Raw genomic sequence first — 22,069 nt, forward strand, 5'->3', positions numbered from 1 at the left:
GACCTCTCCTTGTGATGAAAAGGAGAGGTTTTTTGTATGGAAATGACGCAAAAAGCGCTGACGATTGCAGGCTCTGACTGTAGTGGTGGTGCAGGAATTCAAGCTGATTTGAAAACATTTTCGGCTCATGGTGTCTATGGCATGTCTGTGATTACAGCAGTTGTCGCTGAAAATACCTATCGTGTCAGCGGGATTATGGATGTGACCCCTGACATGATTGACAAGCAAATCAGAGATGTCTTTGAAGATATTGAGCCGGATGCGGTCAAAATCGGAATGCTGAACACGATTGAAACGATGCAAACAGTTGCCGATGCCCTTAAAATTTGGCAACCTAAAAATGTCGTGATTGACCCTGTCATGTATGCCAAAAATGGCAGCCCCCTGATGGCCCTTGATGCGATTGAGACTTTGATTCATGTTGTGATTCCCCTTGCAACGTTAATCACGCCCAATATTCCAGAGGCTGAAAAAATTTCAGGGATGACGATTGTGACAGTCGCTGATATGGCAATCGCAGCGAGAAAAATTCATGAGATGGGCTGTCAGGCGGTCCTCATCAAAGGCGGGCATGCCAGCGGAGAGGCAACAGATGTGCTGTATGATGGCACTGAATTTTATCAGTTGACAAGGCAGCGGATTCAGACTAAAAACACACACGGCACAGGCTGCACCTTATCCTCAGCCATTGCTAGCAATCTCGCCTTGGGGCATCCTATGCCTGAAGCAGTGCGACTGGCCAAAGACTATGTGACAGGAGCGATTATGCACGCCTTGCCTTTTGGGCGGGGAAATGGTCCGACCCACCATTTTCATGATTTGTATAAAGAAAGAGGAGAGAAGAAACTGACGAAACTGACGGGCAACATGCTAGAAAATGTTCGGAAAACAAAACCTTTGATTCATCATTTAACCAATTATGTCACGGTCAATGATTGCGCCAATATCACACTGGCGATTGGTGCCTCGCCGATTATGGCTGAGGCAATTGAAGAGGCAGCAGATATTGCGCAAATGTCACAAGCTCTTGTCATCAATATCGGCACCCTTAATTCGCGGACAGTTCCTGCTATGCTTGCAGCGGGTAAGGCGGCTAATACAGTTGGCATTCCAGTGATTTTAGATCCAGTTGGCGCTGGTGCGTCAGCCTTCCGGAATCAAACAGTTGACCAGTTGTTGTCAGAAGTTAATTTTTCAGTGATTCGTGGCAATATTTCTGAGATTAAATTTATCGCTGGTTTAGATGTCGCGACGAAAGGTGTTGATGCCGCTGATAACGATTTGCAAAATACAGACGAAACAGCTAGCCTTGCTAAAAGTTTAGCTAAGCAGTTGCGTGCGGTCATTGCCATTACAGGTGCAGTAGATGTCATTTCTGACGGTCAACAAGTCATAACTATTGCCAATGGCCATCCGAAATTAGCGGCGATTACAGGAACTGGTTGTATGTGTACGTCATTAATCGGTGCTTACTGCGGCGGGAATCCAGATACCATTTTTCAGGCAACCGCAACGGCGATTTTGTCAATGGGCATTGCTGGAGAAATAGCCTTTGAAAAAGCGGGGAAAGGTGGTAATGGTCAATTTCATGCGGCGATTCAGGACGGGATTAGCCTGTTGACTGAGACGATTTTACAAGAAAGGGCGCGTGTGACGATTGACTAAAGCAATAGATTATAGCCTGTACTTAGTGACGGATAGTGACCTGATGTCTACCGAAACCTTGGAAGAAGCAGTTGAACAAGCCATTTTAGGCGGTGTGACGCTTGTTCAATTACGAGAAAAAACAGCGAGTTCTAAAGTATTTTTAGACACGGCTAGACGCGTGAAAAAAGTGACAAGTCAGTACGGCGTGCCATTGCTGATCAATGATCGTGTGGATATTGCGCTAGCGATCAATGCAGAGGGTGTGCATATTGGGCAAGATGATTTACCGCTTGCTGATGTTCGGCGCTTGATTGGCGCTGATAAGCTGATTGGTGTTTCTGCCCGTAATTTGGCGGAAGCACAGGCGGCTTGCAAGGCTGGCGCTGATTATCTAGGGGTTGGTGCTATGTATGCGACTGATACCAAGACAGATGCACAGCTGGTATCATTAGCTGAACTGGCTGAAATTCGTGCAGCGATTAATCTGCCTATCGTCGTTATCGGTGGTATTAATAAGGCTAGCATTCTAGATTTTAAGGCTATGGGAATTGATGGCTTTGCGGTCGTTTCGGCGATTATGGGACAAACAGAGATTAAGAAAGCGGCGAATGAGTTGAAAGGATTGGTTGAAAAATGTTAGCAGAACGCTTGAAAGAAAATGTGCTAGAACTTTGGGAAACGACCTACCAGCATCCATTCGTCCAAGAACTCGGACAGGGCACGTTACCACAAGAAAAATTTAAATTCTATCTGCTACAAGACTACCTCTACCTCCTTGATTATGCCCGCCTTATGGCTTATGCCGCGATTAATGCGGATGACGAATCAAGTATGTGCTATTTTACGCAAATACAGTCTGATATTTTAGGCTCAGAACTCGAGACGCATAGAAACTATATGGCGACATTTGACATATCTGCAGAAGTGGCTGCGCAAGTTGAGGCGTCCTTGTTTAATCGCGCCTATGCTGCCAATATGTTAGCCACTGCCCAAAGTGGTCAGCTATCCAAAATCATCGCGACAGTACTACCGTGTGCTTGGACTTATGCTGAGTTTGCCCAACGTCTGCTCAAAGCCTGTCGCGTTTGGCTAGAAAAATATGCCTCTGCCGACTTCGCAAAATCAGCAGAATGGTTATTAGCCAAATTAGAAAGTTTACTGCAAGATAAATCTGAACAGGAACATCAGGCAATTCAGACGATTTTCAAATCAAGTTTAGAGTTTGAATATCTGTTTTGGGAAATGTCCTATCAGATGCAAACTGGCATTAGCACAAAGACAGTCGCCAAATGAAGAAGCGAAGAAAAAACACAGACCCTCATAGTCTGTGTTTCAATCTAGGAAAAATAAGCTGGTCAGAATAAGTAATCATTATCCCTTGAAACAGGAGGGCGATTGCCGTTCCGATATTGACAGCAACGATTTGTCGAAAAATGAGACTTAAAACGATGATAACGAGAGCGGGGATTGAAAAATTAACCCATTGGGCGATTTTGGCATTGCCACTAAAATATTTAAACCGGAGAATATTAGTCATCTCATCCCCTGGATGTAAGATGAGATTGAGCCGTTGATAGATTGAAACGGCAATGGCAACCAAACAAATCCCTAGAATATCGAGACTAATCGTGGCGAACAGGGGTAAATTTGAAATGCCTAAATTCATAAAAAATTGTTTAAAAATACCGACAAAAGGACCAAAGAAGCTGATAAAAATAATATTACCTAGAATACTTGAAAAATTGACTTGACCTAGCAGGGCGATATTAATCAGAATCTGTAAAGCACCATAAATAATCAGCACCCAAGAAATAGAAGCGTTAAAATCAAAGGCAATGTTCGCAGCGGAAGCGGTCCACATGCTAGACCCCATATTGGCTGCGACGGTCAAACCATTGCCTGTCGCATTAATCAGGAGTGAGAGGATGAAATAAAAAATTGCTTCTAAAGTTGTTGGCTTTCTGAGGCCGTCTTGTGTTGTAATCATAGGACTATTATACTATACTTGTATGATAATGCTATCATTTGGGAGAATTTCCCTTAAATTCAGGAGGAATGAGCCGTGTTATCCTACCAATATTTTGCATTAACTAAGGTGGTGGACGATTTGATTAACGTCTACCACCTTAGTTAATGACACGGATACAGTTGCAGCAGTCCAAGCACAAACCTTGACAAAAATGGATGCGATTTTACCCCAAAAATTTGACGCCTTTCCAGTATTTTCAGATACCATTTTAAATGAAAAACTAACTAAGGCAAAAAGGTAGATTATTTTTTTAATATCAGTCGCGTCATCAGGCGTGGGTTATTTAACATTCATCACTAAATCGCCTAGCACGCCTTGTTGATTGGCAGCTTCAATCATTTCTGGGGTCAACATCACACCGGAATTAATGGAGAAGTTGCCATCTTTTGAAGCTGTTTTCTTAGCAGTGACTTGTCCCGTCAATAACTCTAATATCTTTTGATCGAGCACTATTTTTTCAGTTTCAGCAGATACCGATTCTTCTGAATCACCGACACACTCTTGAGGTGAAGAAAAGACCATATCTTTTTGATCACCCGTTATTTGGTAGCATTCTGGTATCTCAGTCACAATGATAAAATGTTCAGAAAGCGAAATAATTTGTTGACCTGTGAAGCTGTTATCTGAGTCTAGGATGATTTTCGAAATCTCACCAGTCTTTTCATTGATTTCAAAATCAATGACCTTGCCAACTTTATTTCCAAGGTCCATCAAAACAGGTGTCCCGATGAGATCAACCGTACGCTCTAGATGGATTGACTTATCCGAAAAAGGTTTGATTTCATTGGCTGTTAGGACCACGATATAGTCGTTACCTAATCCTCTAACCGCCTCAAAATCAATTGCTGTTGGGACGTTCGTATGCTGAATCATGTTAAAGATTAAATATTTAACGCATCTTGTTTCCATTGAAACAACGACTTTTGATGTGATACCAATCACTTTGCCCTCTTGTATTCCGACGATTGGCAATTCATTTAAAACACTTACTAATTTCATTTTTGAGTATAGTTAGATTGACGGATAGGCTCCGCCAATCTAAAACCTTTCTTTATAATATTTTTAACGTTTATCTGAGTCGATTCTTCCGATCTGATAAATCATAAATAAACTGAGTTAAATCATCTCGACTCCAATCTGAGTAGAATAAAGAAGTAGAGAAGAAGGGAATATCCTGATATTTTTTATCAGGTAGCCAGTTAGAGATGATGACATCAGGCTTTTCACCTTTTAGTTGCGCAGCAGTATAAATTTGAACAGGTATAACTTGACAGAAGAGACCTGTGGCTCTAACAGAACCCGTGTCATAATTTGATATTTGATGGCATGTTGCGTCATAGAAGAATATAAATCCAAAACATTAAAATTAGATTTTGCTGATAATCTAATTTTTTGATTATCAATTATAAAGGGTTTAATGTTATTTTCTTTACAATAGCCTTCTAAAGTGTCGAGATAGGTTATGATGGTTTTTTTCGTGAGATCAATGCGATTTTCGAGTTTTTTGAAAGAGATTGATTTTGTCTGTACCTTGCTCAGTTCTCCGATGATTTTTAAAATATACTTATAAAAAAGTTTCCATGATCTCCCCCTCATTTCTGAAAATATAACCTACATAATGTATATACTACTCCAAAATCAGAAATTATTCAAGAAGATATAAAAATAGAATTTTTATAAAATCCTAGGAAACATAAGAGTTAAAGGGACGAAACCTTAGTTTTTTTTCTTTTTCTTATTATCAGAAAAAAACTAGGTGCGTTTTCATGATAAATGTTATAAATTTGGAGTACGGTATCCCCAACTGGGCGAGTTTAGACCTCCGAGAAAATAGTTATGTCGCCTGGCACGATCCCGATCAGGGATGAAAATTCATCTTATTTTACGATGAAAATAATCAGCTTCAAGGCACTTTCGGTGAATTTGGTAGCAATCCGATCAAAGGTCTTTGTGCCATTTGCCAAGAAATGACGACAGTCAGTCTATTTTTAGCAACGACTAAATCTGGCGGCGATGGGACTTATACGAAAAAAGGGAATTATATTTGCCTAGACTCAGATGAATGCAACACTATCTCTATGCTATCAGCGCTTTATATGCCTTTTTAAATGAGATGACATAACTCTCAAATCATTTTTTTGCAAATAATATGTTAAAATAAAGGTATGAATGCTATTTTAGATTTGATCTTGACAGATATTAGAACACATTTTAGTACCATGATGTTCTTCATCAACCTCATCCTCTCCCTAGTCATCATTTTTCGTGAAAGAAAAAGCACAGCGGCAACCTGGTCTTGGATCTTTGTCGTGAATTTACTCCCCATTTTTGGCTTTATTCTCTATATTTTAATCGGTCGAGGCATCTCTAGCTTTCGGATTTTTAAGTTGGAATCGCAACCGCGCCATGGCTTTGAACAAGAAATCAAGCAAGCCAAAGCAGCCTATCGAAAAGATCGTTTTCTCACTAAAATAACAGACAATTACGTGATTGGGCAACTCCTGCACATGCTGTTCATTTCAGAAGAGTCGATTGTTTCCATGAATACAGACGTCCAGCTTTTCACGGATGGTCGTAAAAAATTTGATGCCCTGATTGCTGACATTGAAAAAGCTCAGCATCATGTCCATGTCGAATACTACATTTTCCGCATGGATAACTTAGGCAAGGAATTGACACAGGCCCTCATCGCAGCGAGAAAGCGAGGGGTTGAAGTCCGGGTGCTGATTGATGCTTGGGGCTCAAACGGCACGAAAATGCGGCATTTTAAAGAGTTGACAGCTGTAGGCGGAGAAGTCGTTTATTTCTTCCCACTGATTTTGCCTATGATTAATCCGCGGACGAATTACCGCTTGCACCGCAAGATTGTCGTTATTGATGGCAAAATCGGCTATACTGGTGGCTTTAATGTCGGAGATGAATATGTCAGTATCACTAAAAAATTTGGTTACTGGCGGGATAACCACTTGCGTCTGACAGGCGATGTCGTCTATTCTTTGCAAAATCGCTTTATCATGGACTGGAATAGCCAACACCAGCACGAAATAAAAAATTCTGTGCCTTATTTTCCAGAAACTGCTGCTTCTGGTCATATCACAGCCCAGTTTGTCTCCAGTGGCCCAGATACCAAACGTGAGCAGATTAAGATGGCTTATCTGAAGATGATTAATGGCGCAGAAGATGAAATCATCATCCAAACGCCTTACTATATCCCGGATGACGCCATTCATGACGCCCTGAAGCTTGCCCTATTAAGTGGTGTCAAGGTTAAACTGCTGATTCCAAATAAACCTGACCACCCCTTTGTTTACTGGGCGACTTACTATTATAGTGCTAGTCTTGTGCGTTACGGTGCAGAAGTCTATACTTATGAAAATGGTTTTGTGCATGCGAAAACGATTATTATTGATGGCAATTTTGCCTCAGTAGGCTCTGCTAACTTTGACTATCGCAGCTTTAGCCTAGATTTTGAAGGCAATATGATTATCTATGATTATGATTTTTCACAACGCCTCCGTCATGACTTTTTTGAAGATTTGAAAGTCAGTCAACAACTGACTTTAGAGCGTTATGAAGAACGGTCATTCTTCATCAGATTTAAAGAAGGCATTGCCAGACTCATCGGGCCAATGTTATAAAATCCGAACATTACAGCAGAATATTTCTCAAAACACACCAACACTTTGGAAGAGTTTTCCAAAGTGTTTTATAATGAAGAATGGAAGTTGTGACGAGCAGAGAGATATGTTTTGAGGATTAGATATCCCAATATCTTCTGTCACAATAGCGAAGTTGAGCAGATTATCTGATCAACTCGGTCGGTATCTGCAAATACTAACCCTATTTGGAGAACTTAAAATGAATAATTTACCCGTTTTCGACTATGAAGACATCCAACTTATCCCTAACAAATGTATCATCAATAGCCGAAGCGAAGCTGACACATCTGTTAAACTTGGACAACACACCTTTAAAATTCCTGTCGTTCCTGCTAATATGCAGACGATTATTGATGAAGAGGTTGCGGAATATCTGGCTAAAAATGGCTATTTCTATGTCATGCATCGTTTTGATGAAGCTGCTCGCATGCCATTCGTGAAAAAAATGCAGGCGCAAGGCTTGATTGCATCGATTTCAGTCGGTGTTAAAGACTATGAATATGCCTTTATTGATGCCTTAAAAGCAGAAAACGCTGTGCCAGAATTCATCACGATTGACATCGCCCATGGGCATTCTGACAGCGTCATTCGCATGATTCGCTACATCAAAGAGGTCATTCCAGAAACCTTTCTCATCGCAGGTAATGTCGGCACACCTGAAGCGGTTCGTGAGCTTGAAAATGCTGGAGCTGATGCGACAAAGGTTGGCATTGGGCCGGGGAAAGTTTGCATTACCAAAGTTAAAACAGGATTTGGTACAGGCGGCTGGCAACTGGCTGCCCTCCGTTGGTGTGCTAAAGCTGCGCGTAAACCGATTATTGCGGATGGTGGCATTCGGACGCACGGTGATATTGCCAAATCAATCCGTTTTGGCGCAAGTTTTGTCATGATTGGGTCATTATTTGCCGGACACGAAGAAAGTCCAGGTCAAACGATTACCAAAGATGGTGAACTTTATAAAGAATATTTCGGATCAGCTTCTGAATACCAAAAAGGCGAAAAGAAAAATGTTGAAGGCAAGAAAATTCTCGTGCCGCATAAAGGGGCGCTTCAAGATACTTTGACTGAAATGCAGCAAGACTTGCAAAGCTCAATTTCTTATGCCGGCGGTCGTGATTTAGCAAGCCTGACCAAAGTCGATTACGTGATTGTTAAAAATTCTATTTGGAATGGCGATAGTATTTAAGGTAAAAGATTAAGCAAATTATTGCGACGAGATAACGAGAGAGACCTCAAAAAATTGATTCGGGGTCTTTTTTGCTCTGATTTTAGGTCGTATTTGGCATATTTTAGGTCGTTTATGATACTTTGATTTTTAGGCGCTAAAATTGTGATAGACTGAAAATGTAAACGAAATATTGAACAAGGAGCTAAATAATGAACGCTAACTATTTCTTTATGATTGCTATTTTCTTACTGCTAGTCTTCCTTGATTATATGTTTTCTGTTAATATCAATATTTTTATCATACTCATATCAGCAGTGTTGTTATGTCTATTAATCAAATCTATCATGAAACGTTTGAAATAGGCTGCTATAGTTGTTGTCGTCGATTTGATGTGGAAAAATATCTGTCAAGAAAAAAACTTGACACGCCAAAATAATCTGCTATAATAATAAATGTAAACAAAAAAGAAAAGAGAAATATCATGTCTGTAAAAATTCGTTTGACTCGCATGGGTTCAAAGAAAAAACCTTACTACCGTATTAACGTTGCTGATTCACGTGCACCACGTGATGGTCGTTTCATCGAGACAGTTGGGACATACAACCCATTAATCGCTGATGAAAATCAAGTAACTTTAAAAGAAGAACGCATTCTTGAGTGGCTTGGCAATGGCGCACAACCTTCTGACACGGTTAAAAATATCTTGTCAAAAGCTGGCGTTATGAAAAAATTCCACGAAGCAAAATACGCTTCAAAATAAGCAAGTATTCTATTTGTGAGAAGCGACTATTTTTGGTCGCTTTTTTGAAATTTTTGACTAAACGAAAGAGACTACTATGGATTTAGAAGTACAAGAGTTGGTATTGACAATTGTTAAGCCACTGACGACTGAACCTGACCTTGTTCATATTGATGTTGTAGACGGCGATGAATTTGTCGAATTTCACCTCCATGTTGCAGAACACGATATGGGTCGGATTATCGGCAAGCAAGGTCGGATTATTCAAGCCATCAGAACGATTGTTTATTCTGTACCTGTTGCAGGTAAAAAAATTCGTCTACTCGTCGAAAAATAATCAAGCGCTGAAATCAGCGTTTCAGATTCAAATCTAGATTAGAAAAAATCAAAAGCCCTCCCGTTTTGGATTCAGAATGGGAGGGCTTTATTTTATACATCAAATATAGTATTTATTATGTTCGTTTAATAATCAAAAATCAATTAGTTATTTTTTCTAAATGTTTTTTTAAATTATTCAACTTATCTTTATCCTTTTTGGGTACTTCATATTTTTTTATAGTATTAATTCCTTCAGATAATACATTCTTCGAAATAGTATATTTCTGAACTAATTTATCATTTTTGTATAATTTAATGACATAGTCATTGTCAGGCGTAAGTTTGTTTGCATCTAAAACTTTTACTTTTTCATGATTTAGTAGCACATTTAAATCTGATATGATTTTTTCTTGCTCTAGTGGATCATTGATTTTAGAAAATCGTTCATTTTCATCCTTAAATTTTCTATTGACTACAGATATTTCAATTTTGTCAATTGTTTGATTGTTTATCACCTCAAAATCATTTTTTTTACAAGCATACAATAAAGATAAAAATAGTAAAGAGAAACCAAAGAATATCATTCTTTTTATTCGCATGACAAACACCCCCATTTGTTAAGTAATATGATGTTTAAATTGCCTATAAGATAAGGATTTAAAGATGGGTCTTTCTAACTTTATTATACACCATTTTTAAATATCATACCATTGAAAAGTAAGCGGTTTCATGATGTAATGTAATTGGTAAAGTGATTTAATTCTGAATTTTCAAGGGGGGGAATAATCATGATGAAAAAAAGTAAAATTATTTTGTTTGTTGCATCATTAATTCTAGGTGTAACTTCTTTTACGAATTTTGGACAAAGAGCCAGTGCTGAATAATCAAAAACGGGATACGATATTGGAAATGGGGTGACAATTAGTGAGAATCTAACCAAGGAAGAATTAACACTGGAGTTATCTTCTAATTCTAGTATTACAAAGAAAGAGGCAGAAGATATACTTTTTCCTCACTCCATGAGTACAAGGTTGAAAAGACAAACAGAAGAGGATAATTACGCGGTGGTTAGTTTTTCATGGCAAGATCGTACACTATACGATAACTTTGGCGATGGAAGACAAGTTTACTTTTATTGTAGAACTAGTGAAAGTGGTGGTTTTAGAGGAATAGAACAAATAGTCTATGCCGGTTTTAATGCTGGCGATAAATCATTTGTAGGAACGTTACAATATGCTTTACCAGACCCTAATCGTATACACTATACGTTAAATGGAGATTTACATCATAATGGTACTATAACAGTATCAGGTGGTGGAAGTGTTGGTGTGGGAGGATCTGGAATCCTTAATATGTCTATTAGTGGTAGCAGTTCATTCTATCAACATTTATTTAGAAATGTTGATGTTAGGTTTTAAAATAAGTGAGCAAATGAATAAAAATAGCTAGCGCATTGCTAACTATTTTTTATATTCAGGCGTCTTATTTCTAACTCTATTATACAACATTTTTAAATGCCCAAAAAGAAAGCAGTTTCGAATTATTTTGTTCTTTGATTTCACATACTTGTTATTTTCTTCTAGCTATTGCTGAAATCATCATTTTTGATGAATTGCCTACGTTTTTACATGCTCGATCCTTGGACTGCTAGGCGGTCTGTGGTATAATATAAGAATGGATTATTACAAAGTAGGAACGATTGTCAATACACAGGGGTTGCAAGGCGAAGTACGCATTATTTCGGTGACGGATTTCACTGAGGAACGTTATCAAAAGAATGCTGAGTTGGCTCTATTTGATAAGGCTGACAACTTCGTTAGAACCTTAAAAGTTAAAACGCACCGTAAACAAAAGAATTTTGATATTGTCAAATTTGACGGACTTTATAGCATCAATGATGTCGAGAAGTTTCGCGATTTTTCACTCAAAGTAGCGGCAGAAAATCGTGCGGCGCTTGATAGTGACGATGAGTTTTACTATGATGATATCATCGGTTTGGATGTTTTTGAACAGGAAACAAAAATTGGTACTGTGTCAGAAATTCTGCAACCAGGGGCGAACGACGTCTGGGTCATTAAGCGTCAGGGTAAAAAAGACTTGTTACTGCCCTTTATCGAAGACGTGATTTTGTCTGTCAATCTTGCTGAAAACCAAGTCATGGTCGAAGTACCAGAAGGATTGGACGATTAAAAGATGCGAATTGATATTTTAACACTCTTTCCAGAGATGTTTTCCAGTCTGGAACATTCAATTGTTGGACGTGCGCGGAAATCTGAGAAAATTGAGGTTAATTTCCATAATTTTAGAGATTTCGCAACCAACACACAAAAACATGTCGACGATATGCCCTATGGTGGTGGTCAGGGCATGCTCCTCATGCCACAACCGATTTTTGACACCATGGCGTCATTTCCCCATGAAAATGCGCGTGTTCTGATGATGGATCCTGCGGGTTGCAAATTTGACCAAGCCTTTGCAGAAGAGTTGGCGACAGAAGACCAAGTTGTCTTTCTATGTGGACATTATGAGGGCTTTGACGAGCGGATAAAAACCTTGGTAACAGATGAAGTTTCCCTTGGCGATTATGTCTTAACAGGGGGTGAGGTTGCTGCTGCTGTCATGATTGATGCCACCGTTCGCTTAATGCCAAACGTCCTTGGCAAAAAAGCGAGCCATGAAGATGACAGCTTTTCATCAGGGCTCCTAGAATATCCCCAGTACACGCGACCCGAGGATTTTCGAGGGCTCAAAGTGCCAGAGGTGCTCATGAGTGGTCATCATGAAAACATTCGAAAATGGCGCTTGCGCGAAAGTCTAGCGAAAACCCAGCGTCTACGACCTGATTTGCTTGAAAAATATGAGCTGAACGCTGAGGAGACTGAGCTACTCAAAGGGTTGAAAAATGAAGATTAAAAATTATATCTGGGATTTTGATGGCACTTTGTTTGATACCTACCCTGTTATGCTAGAGGCGCTAGAGCAAATTATTGCTAAGCATGGCATTGACTATGAGGGCGATTTGGCTTATTTTATCAAAAAGTATTCGATTCGCAAATTCGCATCGGATTATGCCACACCAGACTTTATTGATGACTATCATGTGCTTGAAGCCAAGCTCCAGACGGATGTCAAGTTTTATCCTCAAATTCCTGCTATTTTAGCTGGTATTGTGGCACAAGGTGGTCAGAATTTTGTTGTCAGCCATCGAGATGATCAGACTTATACGTATTTGGGGGACTTAGCACCTTTATTTACTGAAATTATTACAAGTGATAACCACTTCGCCAGAAAACCTGATCCGGAAGCCTTAACCTATCTGATTGACAAATATTACCTCGAGCCAAGTCAAACAGCAATGGTTGGCGACCGACCCTTGGATATACTGGCTGGTCAAAATGCAGGTGTTAAAACGATTTTGTTTGATGAAGCAGGCATTTTTGGGGACAATGCAGTCAAAGCAGATGTATTGATCCACACATGGGAAGACTTTGAGCGGACGAAAGTTCGCAAATGACTCTGCTTGGCTGGCACGATAGCGCAGGTCAGGCTTCAAGATTTCACAAAGTGAAATCGCAGAAAGGAAGAAAAAATGAAAATTGAACGCGAACAAGAAGTAGTCCACCAGTTTCACTATGATGCGAGAAACTTGGAGTGGGAAAAAGAAAATGGCACACCTGAAACGAACTTGAATGTTCAGTTTCAGTTAGTTGAGCAGATTGAAGGCGTTAGTGAAACTGATACGGCGATTACTGGTGCTTTGACATTTATCATCGTACTTGAAAATCTCGTGATTTCAGGTCATATCAGTCAGCTCAACTATATTCGTGATTTAGTCATTGAAAATAGAGAGCAACTCGATCAAGAAAAGATGCAAGAATTGGCAGCACCTTTGTTTGATTTGCTCAAACGCTTGACTTATGAGGTAACAGAAATTGCCTTGGATCAACCGGGCATTAATTTGGAATTTTGAGGTCCTATGAAAACCGCAATTATTACAGATAGTTCAGCTTATCTTAGTGATAAAATCAAGGAGAAAGCCAACATTTTTGTGTTGGATATTCCGGTTTTTATCGCTGGAGAGACGTACATTGAGGGCAAGAATTTGACTGTCCAAGCCTTTTACGACAAAATGGCAGCAACTGAAGAACTCCCAAAAACGAGTCAGCCCAGTATCAGTGATTTAGTAGAGTTGCTTGAAAAATTACAGGCTGACGGTTATACACATGTCATTGGCCTCTTTTTATCATCAGGCATCTCAGGTTTTTGGCAAAACATTCAGTATCTGAAAGACGAATTTCCGGATTTGATACTGTTTTTTCCAGACACTAAAATCACCTCTGCACCATTAGGCTACATGGTCGAGATGACCTATAACATGATCAAAACCAACGCACCGTTTGAGTTTATCACCTCTGAATTAACCGACATCATTGCCCAAACAAGAGCCTTTATTATCGTCGATGATTTGGATCATTTGGTTAAAGGCGGGCGCTTGTCAAATGGTGCTGCCATGATAGGTAATCTCTTAAATATTAAACCGATTCTACGCTTTGATGAAGCAGGAAAAATCGTTGTCTACGAGAAAATTCGGACGAGTAAAAAAGCCTTCAAACGGCTCTATAAAATCTTGGCTGAAAACACCAAAGATAGAGCTTACAAAGTTTACGTGATCCATTCAAATATACCTGAAAAGGCACACGAAATCGCAGAAGAGCTGACCAGTAAAGGGTTTGATGTTTCTGTTGCGACGTTCGGTGCTGTCATTGGCACGCATCTAGGGGAAGGAGCACTCGGATTTGGTATGAGTCCGAAGTTAAAATAATGATTAAAGTCATCATTTCTGGTTTTAAAGGTCGCATGGGGTCAACCGCTGTCGAGATGGTCAACAATGACCCAGAACTTGAACTAGCAGCTCTGATTGATCCATTTGCAACGGAAAAAGAAGTCGCTGGTATCCCTGTTTTCAATGATAAAGCAGATGTTTTAAGTGTAGCAGCAGATGTTTGGGTGGATTTTACCATTCCTGATGTCGCCTATGACAATACGAAGTTTGCGATTGAAAACAATCTCTGCCCAGTTGTTGGGACAACGGGCTTTACGGAAGCGCAAATTACAGAACTCATCGCGCTGTCAAAAGTAAAAAAAGTTGGCGGTTTAATCGCCCCTAACTTTGCGATTGGTGCGATTTTAGTCATGGAATTTGCCCAAAAAGCAGCGCAATATTTCCCAGATGTTGAAATTATCGAGTTGCACCATGATCAGAAAAAAGATGCCCCATCAGGGACAGCTGTGAAAACGGCTGAACTCATCAAAACAACTCGAACTTACAAGAAACAAGGGGCAGCTGATGAAGTTGAGACTATGCCAGGGGCACGCGGTGCTGAATTTGACGGTATGCGCATTCACTCAGTGCGCTTGCCGGGTCTTGTGGCGCACCAAGAAGTGATTTTTGGTGCCAATGGTGAAGGCTTGACGCTGCGTCATGATTCTTATGACCGTGTCTCCTTTATGGGCGGCGTCAAGCTCGGTATCAAGAAAGTTATCAACCTTGATACCTTAGTTTATGGATTAGAACATCTTTTATGAGAGTAGAAAAAATGCCGGCGGAGTTTGTCAAAGCTCTGCCGATTTTGCAAAAAATCAGAAATTCTGGCTATGAGGCTTACTTTGTTGGGGGGAGCGTGCGAGACGTTTTGTTGCACCGTCAAATTCACGATGTCGATATTGCGACCAGCGCCTATCCGGCTGAAACCAAACAAATTTTTGAGCATACGATTGATATTGGGATTGCGCATGGGACTGTTTTGGTGCTGGCAGATGGTGACGAATATGAAGTCACGACGTTTCGGACGGAAGACGTCTATGTCGATTACCGCAGACCCTCACACGTGAATTTTGTGCGCCAATTATCTGAGGATTTATTGCGCCGTGACTTCACGATTAACGCCTTTGCCCTCGCTGATGATGGTCAAGTCATTGATCTTCATGGCGGGATAGCCGATTTAGAGGCTGAGATTTTGCGTGCAGTCGGCAATCCTGCTGAACGTTTTAACGAGGATGCCTTACGAATCATGCGTGGCTTGAGATTTGCCGCAGTTTTGAATTTCGATTTGGAAAGCAAGACTTTTGCCTCGATGAAAGACCATGCGCATTTGCTGGCTAAAATTTCGATTGAGCGTATTTTCATCGAACTCGATAAGTTATTGACCGCAGATTATTGGCATAAAGGCTTTCGTGACCTATTAGCCATAGAGGCCTATCCCTATCTCCCTGATTTTTCCGATCAAACTGCCTTAGCTCGTTTATTAGCCCTACCCTCAGACTTCAAATTTACCAATTCAGTTCAAGCTTGGGGCTACCTAGCACACCAACTTGGGGCTACCGACGGTAAATTTTTACTCAAAAAATGGAAAGTTTCACGAGAGTTTTCATCAGCCGTGAGCGATTTCCTGACAGCCTACCACAAACGCCAGCAAGGCGATTTCAGCCCCGAAGACCTCTACAAACTTGGGAAATCAAGTCTGACTTTGGTCGAGGAGCTGTTTGCTGCGCAAAACTTAGAGACGAATTTTGAGCATATCTCAGTACTTGATAGCCAGCTACAAATCAGAAGTAGACAAGCGATTGCCGTATCAGCAGGTCAAATCATGACAGCATTTGGTATTCAACCAGGCCCACAAATCGGACAACTCTACCATCAGATCGAGCTAGAAATCGTTAAAGGACAGCTGAAAAATACCCCTCAAGAGATTTTCAATTACGTAAAAAGGAACTTTGAGCGGACATAGTTCGCGAATGACCCTGCTTGGCCAGAGCGCTAGCGTAGGTCAAGTTTCAAGATTTCACGAAGTGAAATCGATGAAAGGACTAAACATGGCGACAATGACTGATTTTCGTGTCGAAAATTTAACTAAATCTGTTGGTGATAAGACAGTTTTCTCACAGCTGAATTTTATCATTCACCCCTTAGATCGGATTGGTCTGATTGGTGTCAATGGCACAGGTAAGACAACCTTACTGGATGTCATTTCAGGAAAACTCGGCTTTGACGGCGATAACTCGCCCTTTTTTGGTCGCAATGATTTTAAAATTGAGTATCTGACACAGGATCCGCAATTTGATGGTGAGTTATCTATCATGGATGCCATTCTGTCTGATGACCTGCCACAAATGCAAGCCATTAAGCGTTATGAACAGGCTTTGCTTAATCTGACACAAGATGCGACTAATGCTAAACTGCAAGAACAGCTCAGCCAAATCGAAGCGCAGATGACTGCGATTGAGGCTTGGGAAGTTGAAAATCAAGTCAAAACCGTTTTGTCAAAATTGAAGTTGCCTGATTTGACAGCGCAGATTAAAAATCTGTCGGGTGGTCAAAAACGTCGGGTGCAGTTGGCGCAGGCCTTACTCAATCCAGCAGATTTATTATTGCTAGATGAGCCGACTAACCATCTGGATGTTGCTACCATTGCTTGGCTGGAAAACTATATCAAAAATTCACGGCAAACCGTCTTGTTCATTACCCATGACCGTTATTTCTTGGATAATCTGGCGACGCGTATTTTTGAGCTGGATAATGGCAATTTGATTGAGTATCAAGGGAATTATCAGGATTATTTGCAGCAAAAAGCTGAAAATGATGAACGTGAAAGCGCCCAACAGCATAAAAATAAACAGCTCTACAAGCAAGAGTTGGCTTGGATTCGTAAGTCACCACAAGCGCGTGCTACCAAGCAACAAGCGAGAATTGACCGCTTTGAAGATATTAAAAAAGACGTTCAGAGCATCACGACATCAGATGATTTGTCGATCAATGTCGCTACCTCACGCATCGGTAAAAAAGTGATTAATTTTGATCATGTTACTTTTGCTTATGATGCGGAAAAACAGATTTTGAATGACTTTAATCTTATCGTTCAAAACACAGATAGAATCGGCATTGTCGGCAATAACGGCACAGGTAAATCAACCTTGCTCAATCTCATCAGTGGTAATTTGACACCTGATTTAGGTGTCGTTGAGATTGGTGAAACGATTAAAATTGGTTACTTTTCTCAACAAATTCGAGGTCTTGATGAATCGAAACGGGTCATTAATTTCTTACAGGAAGTCGCAGATAATGCCCAAACCGCTTCTGGGGAGTCGATTTCAGTCGTCAATCTACTGGAACAATTTCTTTTCCCAAGGACGACGCATGGGACGCTGATTGAAAAATTATCGGGTGGGGAGAAGAAACGCCTTTATCTCTTGAAGATTTTGCTCCAACAGCCTAACGTTTTGCTCTTAGATGAGCCGACAAATGACCTCGATATCGCGACCTTGACAGTCCTTGAAAATTTCATCCAGCATTATCAGGGCGTTGTGATTACGGTCAGCCATGACCGCTATTTTCTAGATAAAGTGGCTAAGAAATTACTGGTTTTCGATCAGGGCGCGATTACGGAAGTTCACAAACTTTACTCGGATTATTTGGCCGATAAGCTAAGCGATGAAAAAGTTGTTGCCAAGGCTGAAACGAAACCAGTCGTCAGAGAAAAAGTCGTCGAAAAACGCCGGATGTCCTATGCTGAAAAGCAAGAATGGGCGACCATTGAAGACGATATCTCTGAGCTAGAAGAGACTATCGCAAGCATCGAAACCGAAATGGCTGAAAATGGTGCAGACTTCACAAAACTAGGTGAATTGCAAGCAAGCCTAGATGAGCAAAACGCTGACTTATTAGCTAAGTATGAACGTTATGAGTATTTATCGGAGTTTTAAATGACACCTAATCCTAGAATTTTAAAAATGACATTTTCTTCGGTCTATCCCTTGTATTTAGCGAAAGTTGAGAAGAAAAATCGCACGAAAACTGAGCTTGACCAAGTCATTTTATGGTTGACGGGGCTTGACCAAGAAGCCTTGGCAAAATTCATCGTGTCAGAGGCAACATTCCCGGAGTTTTTTCAAGCCTGCACGATGAATCCTAAGTCTGACACCATTACCGGCAATATCTGTGGGGTTAAGGTTCAAGAGATTCAGGATCCGCTTATGAAGCAGATTCGGCTGCTGGATAAGGTCGTCGATGAGCTGGCGCGAGGTTGGTCGCTAGCAAAAATTAGGAGAGAGAAATGACAGCGAAACAACTGGCTTTAAGGGGGAATATCTTCGGCACGATAGGTGGGATATTTTTACTAAGGGATAGTATTGCTAACTTAATCGCAGCCAAGAGTCTTGTTGCTGAAGGCTATACAGAAAAATCTTTTTTGCTGATTTATATGACAGGGCTTATCATAGGGATGCTGGTTTTGACTGTTGTTCAGGTGCTGACTTGGATAGCGTATACTAAGATTGGCAAGTCAACTGAAAGACGTTGGCAACTTTTTTTGTTGATTATCGGTATTCTTCTAATCATAGAGGCACTATTTGGCTTGATGCTAACTGTGCTGACGGCTGGTTTTTTGTCTGCTCTATTAGGGAATCTATTACACATTATTCAGTCTATTTTCTTTATCCTGACTTTTGCTTTGAAGGATAAAAATGTCGCACGTAACTAAAAATTAGGAGAGAGAAATGAGAACGAAACAATTAGCACTATGGGGCAATATTTTGGGCACGATTGCTGCCATCATCACGCTGTTGATTGCCTTACAAGATATTATTTTGACGGAAATGATTTATGAAGGAGCTTATATTAGCACACCTTTTGTCATTGGGCAATTGATAGGTGGTGCCATTTTGATTGTGGCGCATGTCTTCACTTGGATAGCCTATGTTAAAATTGGCAAGCCATCTGAAAAAGGCTGGAAAATATTTTTGCTTGTCATGGGGATTATTTGGGCATGTGGCGCAGCATTTGGTTTGCTAATTTCTTTTATTAGGTGGGGAGAATGGCTTGTTTTATTGGGAAATTTGTTAAACTTGACCCAGTCCATCCTATTTATCCTAACCTTTGCATTAAAGGATAAGAAACTAGAAATTCGCAATCAGCAGTCAGAAATGATAAAATAAGTCTATGAGAAAAGCAGATAAGATTTTTATTGACAACATCAACAACATTCTTGAACATGGTGTCTGGAGCGAGAATGCGCGTCCCAAATATAAGAGTGGCGTGACCGCGAATTCCAAGTATATCACGGGTGCTTTTGCCGAGTATGATTTGAGCAAGGGCGAGTTTCCGATTACGACGCTCCGCCCCATTGCCATCAAATCAGCCATCAAGGAGCTACTCTGGATTTATCAGGAGCAGACGAGCGACCTCGATGTTCTCGAAAACAAGTATGGTGTCAAGTACTGGAGCGAGTGGGAAGTTGGCGATTCTGGGAATATCGGTTTGCGCTATGGCGCAACGGTGAAAAAACACGATATTATGGGTAAATTGCTAGACGGTCTGGCTAAAAATCCCTGGAACCGTCGCAACATCATCAATTTGTGGCAATATGCTGACTTTGAAGCATCGGAAGGTCTGTTGCCGTGTGCCTTCATGACCATGTTCGATGTCCGTCGTGTTGGTGACGATCTCTTTTTGGACGCGACCTTGACACAGCGTAGTAACGATATGTTGGTGGCTCATCATATCAATGCCATGCAATATGTGGCGCTACAAATGATGATTGCCAAACACTTCGGCTGGAAAATCGGCAAGTTTTTCTACTTTGTCAATAATTTACACATTTATGATAATCAATTTGATAATGCAAGAGAACTCTTATCGCGGACACCGTCTGAGAAAAATCCAATCCTCAAACTGAATGTACCAGACGGGACGGATTTCTTTGACATCAAGCCTGAAGATTTTGAATTGGTCGATTATGAACCCGTCAAACCACAATTAACATTTGATTTAGCGATTTAACTGTCAACGACATATCTAGGTCGTGACTCGAGCACGTTTTTAACGTGTTTTTTCTTGAAATTTGACTGAGGATAGACTGCCTATTATGGATATTGTAAGAACGAAACTAGCGGATACAGCGCTAGCACCACAGATGTCGGAAGCCCATCTGCTCATGGATGCTTGTCTTTTAGCAGGAGAAATTCTCATGGCTAATGGTTCTGAAATCACGCGAGTGGAAGATGTCATTTTGCGGCTTGGTCGTGCAGCTGGTATTGAAAAAATACAGGTTTACGCCCTTTTGAATGCCATTACGGTTAGTTTTCCAGACCAAGGCTTGACGCAAATGCGTGCCATTCCACCTAGAATTCAGACCATGGACATGGAGAAAATTGTCGCGGTGAATGACTTGACCCGTCAGTTCACCGCTGAAAAAATCGCCTTAGCTGATTTGCATGCTTGTCTTGAAAAGATTGATGAGACCATTCCGACCTTTCCAGTTTGGCTACAAATTTTAGCAGCAACGTCGGTGTCAGTGCCTTTGATGGTGATGCTGACGAAAACGGCAGCGCCGATTAATCTCTTTTTGACTGCTGTGACTTCTTGTATCGCCTACACGATTTATCTGGGAATTCGAACTCGCTTTAATATGCGGTATTTTGCTTTATTTGTCGCGAGCGTGATGATTTCTTTGATGATGCTCGTCTGTTCGCACCTTCTTAAAGCACCTTTTAATCCAGATATTGTCATTGTCGGGGCTGTCATGCCGTTTGTGCCGGGCGTTGCCTTGACCAATGCTGTCCGAGAAATCATGGCTGGAAATTTGATTTCAGGACAGGGGCGGATGATTGAAGCGCTTTTGTCCGCAGCATCAGTTGGGCTAGGCATTGCCCTGCTGTCATTTTTCTATTAAAGAGGGGGCGTCATGGTCATTTTTCTTAATCTGATCGGTCAAACGATTTTGGCTTATATCAGTGTGTTTGCTTTTGGCATCATGCTTAATATCCCTAGAAGAACCTTAAATCGTGCAGGACTTGTCGGCGGGAGCGCTTGGCTGGTTTATGAGCTTGTCCTTGTCTTGACCCAGAAGCTTCTGGATAAGAATTGGCGGATTGTGCTAGGGACTTTGCTCGCCAGCCTTGTGATTGGTGTCATGAGTTTAACCATGAGCCGTGCGCAAAAAGTGCCTGTTTTGATTTATAATATTCCGGGGATTTTTCCTTTAGTACCCGGGGCGCAAGCCTATCAGGTGGTTAGAAATTTAGTGGCTGGCAATCGTGAAGTCGCCAGACAAAATTTTGAACTGCTGGTGATTATTGCTGGCGCTATTGTGATTGGCTTTTGGCTTGCTGAATTAATTAATCGTTTGCGGTCTATTGATACATCATCTCGGCGTCTGACTTAGGTCGGGCGTTTTTTGGTGATTTGCACGAGCAGTAGCAAATTGTTGTATTAGCAGTAGCAAATTGTTGTACTAGCGATAGCAAATTGTTGTATTAGCGATAGCAAATTTTTGTATTAGCGATAGCAAATTTTTGTATTAGCGATAGCGATTTTTTGTATTAGCGATAGCAATTTTTTGGATTAGCGATAGCAAATTTTTGTATTAGCAGTAGCCAAATTTAGGATAAGCGATGGTCAAGAAAATAAAGGGCATTAAAAAAACTGAATACCGAAATTAAAAAAAAGAAAGTCT

At 40.7% G+C, this 22,069-nt stretch carries 25 protein-coding genes; 22 read left to right on the top strand and 3 right to left on the bottom strand.

Annotated elements, in window-relative coordinates; genetic code table 11:
• Nucleotides 1-36: 36 nt before the first annotated feature.
• From thiD to tenA, 3 genes are read left to right on the top strand one after another with little or no spacing between them, the layout of a single operon-like run.
• Nucleotides 37-1,665, top strand: a complete 1,629-nt coding sequence (gene thiD / locus RsY01_RS11145) for a bifunctional hydroxymethylpyrimidine kinase/phosphomethylpyrimidine kinase (RefSeq protein WP_094784448.1) — start codon at nt 37-39, stop codon at nt 1,663-1,665.
• Complete coding sequence (thiE, locus tag RsY01_RS04975) at nt 1,658-2,287, top strand: thiamine phosphate synthase (protein ID WP_094784449.1); 630 nt, start codon at nt 1,658-1,660, stop codon at nt 2,285-2,287. The genes thiD and thiE overlap by 8 nt, the downstream gene beginning before the upstream one ends.
• Nucleotides 2,281-2,940 (top strand): thiaminase II, encoded by a 660-nt coding sequence (gene tenA, locus RsY01_RS04980; RefSeq protein WP_094784450.1) that lies wholly within the window; start codon nt 2,281-2,283, stop codon nt 2,938-2,940. Before thiE ends, tenA begins: the two co-directional genes overlap by 7 nt.
• Before the next feature lie 25 nt (nt 2,941-2,965).
• Here the strand turns inward: tenA and RsY01_RS04985 are convergent, their stop codons facing one another.
• Both RsY01_RS04985 and RsY01_RS04990 read right to left on the bottom strand, forming a co-directional pair.
• On the bottom strand, nt 2,966-3,634 hold the full coding sequence (locus tag RsY01_RS04985) for a DUF6198 family protein (protein WP_094784451.1): 669 nt from the start codon (nt 3,632-3,634) through the stop codon (nt 2,966-2,968).
• Between the two features lie 321 nt (nt 3,635-3,955).
• A complete protein-coding gene (locus tag RsY01_RS04990) occupies nt 3,956-4,675 on the bottom strand; it encodes a PRC-barrel domain-containing protein (protein WP_094784452.1) in 720 nt (239 codons plus the stop codon).
• A gap of 1,166 nt (nt 4,676-5,841) precedes the next feature.
• Here RsY01_RS04990 and cls point away from each other — a divergent pair.
• The 4 genes from cls to RsY01_RS05015 all read left to right on the top strand — a co-directional run bounded on the left by cls (nt 5,842) and on the right by RsY01_RS05015 (nt 9,579).
• The gene (gene cls, locus RsY01_RS05000) at nt 5,842-7,314 is read left to right on the top strand and encodes a cardiolipin synthase (RefSeq protein WP_094784454.1); all 1,473 of its coding nucleotides are present in this window, start codon (nt 5,842-5,844) and stop codon (nt 7,312-7,314) included.
• A gap of 220 nt (nt 7,315-7,534) precedes the next feature.
• Nucleotides 7,535-8,521, top strand: a complete 987-nt coding sequence (gene guaC / locus RsY01_RS05005) for a GMP reductase (RefSeq protein WP_094784455.1) — start codon at nt 7,535-7,537, stop codon at nt 8,519-8,521.
• 463 nt (nt 8,522-8,984) lie between these two features.
• A complete protein-coding gene (gene rpsP / locus RsY01_RS05010; protein WP_003137168.1) occupies nt 8,985-9,263 on the top strand; it encodes a 30S ribosomal protein S16 in 279 nt (92 codons plus the stop codon).
• A gap of 76 nt (nt 9,264-9,339) precedes the next feature.
• Nucleotides 9,340-9,579: a KH domain-containing protein gene (locus tag RsY01_RS05015; protein ID WP_094784456.1), complete on the top strand. Its 240-nt coding sequence runs from the start codon at nt 9,340-9,342 to the stop codon at nt 9,577-9,579.
• 139 nt (nt 9,580-9,718) lie between these two features.
• Here the strand turns inward: RsY01_RS05015 and RsY01_RS05020 are convergent, their stop codons facing one another.
• Nucleotides 9,719-10,159 (bottom strand): hypothetical protein, encoded by a 441-nt coding sequence (locus RsY01_RS05020; RefSeq protein ID WP_094784457.1) that lies wholly within the window; start codon nt 10,157-10,159, stop codon nt 9,719-9,721.
• 315 nt (nt 10,160-10,474) lie between these two features.
• On the opposite strand from RsY01_RS05020, the gene RsY01_RS05025 reads away from it, so the two are divergent.
• The 15 genes from RsY01_RS05025 (at nt 10,475) to RsY01_RS05095 (ending at nt 21,778) form a co-directional block, all read left to right on the top strand.
• Nucleotides 10,475-10,978 carry a hypothetical protein gene (locus RsY01_RS05025; protein WP_238594949.1) on the top strand — a complete coding sequence of 168 codons (504 nt, stop codon included), beginning with the start codon at nt 10,475-10,477 and terminating at the stop codon, nt 10,976-10,978.
• Between the two features lie 256 nt (nt 10,979-11,234).
• Entirely contained in the window at nt 11,235-11,750 is a 516-nt protein-coding gene (gene rimM, locus RsY01_RS05030; RefSeq protein WP_094784458.1) for a ribosome maturation factor RimM, read from the top strand.
• A 3-nt stretch (nt 11,751-11,753) separates the two neighbouring features.
• On the top strand, nt 11,754-12,473 hold the full coding sequence (gene trmD, locus RsY01_RS05035; RefSeq protein ID WP_094784459.1) for a tRNA (guanosine(37)-N1)-methyltransferase TrmD: 720 nt from the start codon (nt 11,754-11,756) through the stop codon (nt 12,471-12,473).
• Nucleotides 12,463-13,074: an HAD-IA family hydrolase gene (locus RsY01_RS05040; RefSeq protein ID WP_094784460.1), complete on the top strand. Its 612-nt coding sequence runs from the start codon at nt 12,463-12,465 to the stop codon at nt 13,072-13,074. The genes trmD and RsY01_RS05040 overlap by 11 nt, the downstream gene beginning before the upstream one ends.
• Before the next feature lie 75 nt (nt 13,075-13,149).
• Nucleotides 13,150-13,530 (top strand): DUF1149 family protein, encoded by a 381-nt coding sequence (locus RsY01_RS05045; RefSeq protein ID WP_094784461.1) that lies wholly within the window; start codon nt 13,150-13,152, stop codon nt 13,528-13,530.
• 6 nt (nt 13,531-13,536) lie between these two features.
• Nucleotides 13,537-14,382: a DegV family protein gene (locus RsY01_RS05050; RefSeq protein WP_094784462.1), complete on the top strand. Its 846-nt coding sequence runs from the start codon at nt 13,537-13,539 to the stop codon at nt 14,380-14,382.
• Nucleotides 14,379-15,146 (top strand): 4-hydroxy-tetrahydrodipicolinate reductase, encoded by a 768-nt coding sequence (gene dapB, locus RsY01_RS05055; RefSeq protein WP_094784463.1) that lies wholly within the window; start codon nt 14,379-14,381, stop codon nt 15,144-15,146. Before RsY01_RS05050 ends, dapB begins: the two co-directional genes overlap by 4 nt.
• On the top strand, nt 15,143-16,348 hold the full coding sequence (locus RsY01_RS05060) for a CCA tRNA nucleotidyltransferase (RefSeq protein WP_167373225.1): 1,206 nt from the start codon (nt 15,143-15,145) through the stop codon (nt 16,346-16,348). Before dapB ends, RsY01_RS05060 begins: the two co-directional genes overlap by 4 nt.
• 94 nt (nt 16,349-16,442) lie before the next feature.
• The gene (locus RsY01_RS05065; RefSeq protein ID WP_094784675.1) at nt 16,443-18,320 is read left to right on the top strand and encodes an ABC-F family ATP-binding cassette domain-containing protein; all 1,878 of its coding nucleotides are present in this window, start codon (nt 16,443-16,445) and stop codon (nt 18,318-18,320) included.
• The gene (locus RsY01_RS05070) at nt 18,321-18,674 is read left to right on the top strand and encodes a DUF2200 domain-containing protein (RefSeq protein ID WP_094784465.1); all 354 of its coding nucleotides are present in this window, start codon (nt 18,321-18,323) and stop codon (nt 18,672-18,674) included.
• Nucleotides 18,671-19,096, top strand: a complete 426-nt coding sequence (locus RsY01_RS05075; protein WP_094784466.1) for a hypothetical protein — start codon at nt 18,671-18,673, stop codon at nt 19,094-19,096. Before RsY01_RS05070 ends, RsY01_RS05075 begins: the two co-directional genes overlap by 4 nt.
• Before the next feature lie 16 nt (nt 19,097-19,112).
• The gene (locus RsY01_RS05080) at nt 19,113-19,550 is read left to right on the top strand and encodes a hypothetical protein (RefSeq protein ID WP_094784467.1); all 438 of its coding nucleotides are present in this window, start codon (nt 19,113-19,115) and stop codon (nt 19,548-19,550) included.
• Nucleotides 19,551-19,554: 4 nt separating this feature from the next.
• Nucleotides 19,555-20,394, top strand: coding sequence for a thymidylate synthase (locus RsY01_RS05085; protein ID WP_094784468.1), 840 nt, complete (start codon nt 19,555-19,557; stop codon nt 20,392-20,394).
• A gap of 85 nt (nt 20,395-20,479) precedes the next feature.
• A complete protein-coding gene (locus tag RsY01_RS05090) occupies nt 20,480-21,286 on the top strand; it encodes a threonine/serine exporter family protein (RefSeq protein WP_094784469.1) in 807 nt (268 codons plus the stop codon).
• Between the two features lie 12 nt (nt 21,287-21,298).
• Nucleotides 21,299-21,778: a threonine/serine exporter family protein gene (locus RsY01_RS05095; protein WP_094784470.1), complete on the top strand. Its 480-nt coding sequence runs from the start codon at nt 21,299-21,301 to the stop codon at nt 21,776-21,778.
• The last annotated feature ends 291 nt before the right edge of the window (nt 21,779-22,069 follow it).

It is taken from the genome of Pseudolactococcus reticulitermitis, from assembly GCF_002260845.1.
Lineage (GTDB): Bacteria > Bacillota > Bacilli > Lactobacillales > Streptococcaceae > Pseudolactococcus > Pseudolactococcus reticulitermitis.